This window comes from Corallococcus aberystwythensis, assembly GCF_003612165.1.
Lineage (GTDB): Bacteria > Myxococcota > Myxococcia > Myxococcales > Myxococcaceae > Corallococcus > Corallococcus aberystwythensis.
This window is the reverse complement of record NZ_RAWK01000516.1, coordinates 1-1878: the sequence shown is the minus strand read 5'-3', so window position 1 is coordinate 1878 and position 1878 is coordinate 1. Positions and strand designations below refer to the sequence as shown.

Sequence of the window (1878 nt, the reverse complement as noted above, 5' to 3'; positions counted from 1 at the left end):
TGGCGAACCTGGCCACGGAGGGGCTGGCGGCGCCCGCCGCGCCGGAGGTGTACGTGCCCTATGAGCAGGCGCGGACCACGGACATGACGCTGGTGCTGCGCACGTCCGGCGAGCCGCTCGCGTTGGCGAGGGCGGTGCGGGCGGAGGTCCGGGGGCTGGACGCGAACCTCGCGGTGGGCAGCGTGCGGACGCTGGCGTCGGTGGTGGATGGAACGGTGGCGCCGCTGCGCTTCTATCTCCTGCTGGCGAGCCTCTTCGCGGGGGTGGCGCTGGTGCTCGCGGCAGTGGGGCTCTACGGGGTGGTGGCCTACGCGGTGGTGCAGCGCACGCGGGAGTTGGGCATCCGCATGGCGCTGGGGGCACAAGCCCATCAGCTCATGCGGATGGTGTTGAGCCACTACCTGCGCCTCACGTCGGTGGGGCTCGTGCTGGGCCTGGGGCTCGCGTGGGGAGCCAGCCGCGCATTGGCGCACCTGCTCAATGGGGTGCAGCCCACGGATCCGCTCACCTATGGCCTGGTGGTGGCGGTGCTCGGCGCCGTGGCGTTCCTCGCGGCCCTCCTGCCCGCGCGAAGGGCCGCGAACGTGCCCCCCGCGGTCGTGCTCCGGGCGGACTGAGCCCATGGCCACACGCGGCAGACAGCCGCTCCCTGCCGCCCTCCTTCGCCGTGAGCGTCAGGGCGTCAGGCGCTTGAAGAAGAGGACCGTGGGGTGCAGCTCCCCGTCGGTGTGCCGCGCCCAGTCTGGAATCTCTCCGGCGCGCTGCCATTGGCAGTGCCGGTAGACGGCCTCCGCCTTCGAACCCGCCAGCGTGTCGAGCACCAACAGGGTGCGCCCCGCGCCCCGGGCGAACTGCTCGACCTCCTGGAGCAGCCGTGACGCGAGCCCCTGTCCCCGGGCTCGCGAGTGCACGAGCAGCTTCTGCACCTCCGCGCGGTGCAGCCCGTTGGGACGCAGGGACGGCACGAGCTGCACGGTGCCGTCGATGCGCCCGTCCACCTCCGCGACCCAGAGCATCAGCCCCGGCCCCAGCGCCGCGAAGACGCCCCGCCAGTACTCCTCGGCCACGCCCAGCGGGAGCGGCGGCAGGAAGCCCACCGACGCGCCCCCGTCGACGGAATCGATGAGCAGCTCGGCCAGCGCCAACCGCTCCTCGGGAGTCGCCTGTTCGAGTCTCCGGATGGAAATCATCCCCGCCAATCTAGCCCCTCACGGCGCGGCTGGCTTCGGGGGCTTCGGCGCCGGGGTGACGCGAGCGCCGGTGAAGCGCAGCAGCTCCTCCATGAAGAGGCGGCGCCCCTTCTCCGGCCGCTCCAGGTGCACGAAGTGCGTCGCGCCCGGCAGCACCACGGCCTTCACGCTGGCCGCGTGGTTCAGGTGCTCCTGGAGGCGCGTGACGTCCTCCGGCCGGCTCCAGAAGTCGTTCTCCGCACGCACCAGGAGCACCTTCGCCGTGATGGCGGCCCCGTCCCAGAGCTGCCGGCCCGTGGCCAGATAGAAGCTGTCCTCCAGCGCTCCGGACGGCGCCCGGAAGGCGAAGGGCGTGCGCGAAGGCCCCAGCGGATCACTCGTGACCGCCTCGCGCTGGAAGGACGCCGCCACCTCCGGGTCGCGCCACTTCGCCCGCTCCGCCTCCTCCGCCGGCAGCTGCCGGTCCCACACCGCCATCAGCGACGCGCCCGTGTTCCAGCGGTAGGCGCCCATGCCCTCCGCGTTGAAGTGTCCCGGCCGCTTGGGGTCCTCGAAGTCCGTGCCCTTCCCCAGCATCTTGTGCTCCGCGCTGCCCGCGTACAGCGCGTTGAGCATCACCAGGTGGCTGACGTTGTCCGGGTGGAGGCTGGCGTACATGCCCGCCCAGTGCCCTCCCGTGGCCCAACCC

At 72.5% G+C, this 1878-nt stretch carries 3 protein-coding genes; 1 reads left to right on the top strand and 2 read right to left on the bottom strand.

Translation table 11 applies throughout. The annotated features are described in order from the left end of the window. Positions 1–617, top strand: a 617-nt coding sequence (locus tag D7W81_RS44300; protein ID WP_120560733.1) for an FtsX-like permease family protein, incomplete at its 5' end; no start/stop codon positions are given. 57 nt (positions 618–674) lie between these two features. Here the strand turns inward: D7W81_RS44300 and D7W81_RS41100 are convergent. Continuing rightward, a complete protein-coding gene (locus D7W81_RS41100; protein ID WP_120560732.1) occupies positions 675–1190 on the bottom strand; it encodes a GNAT family N-acetyltransferase in 516 nt (171 codons plus the stop codon). Positions 1191–1208: 18 nt separating this feature from the next. Beyond that, a partial coding sequence (locus D7W81_RS41095; RefSeq protein WP_147445835.1) for an alpha/beta hydrolase occupies positions 1209–1878 on the bottom strand: 670 nt, incomplete at its 5' end.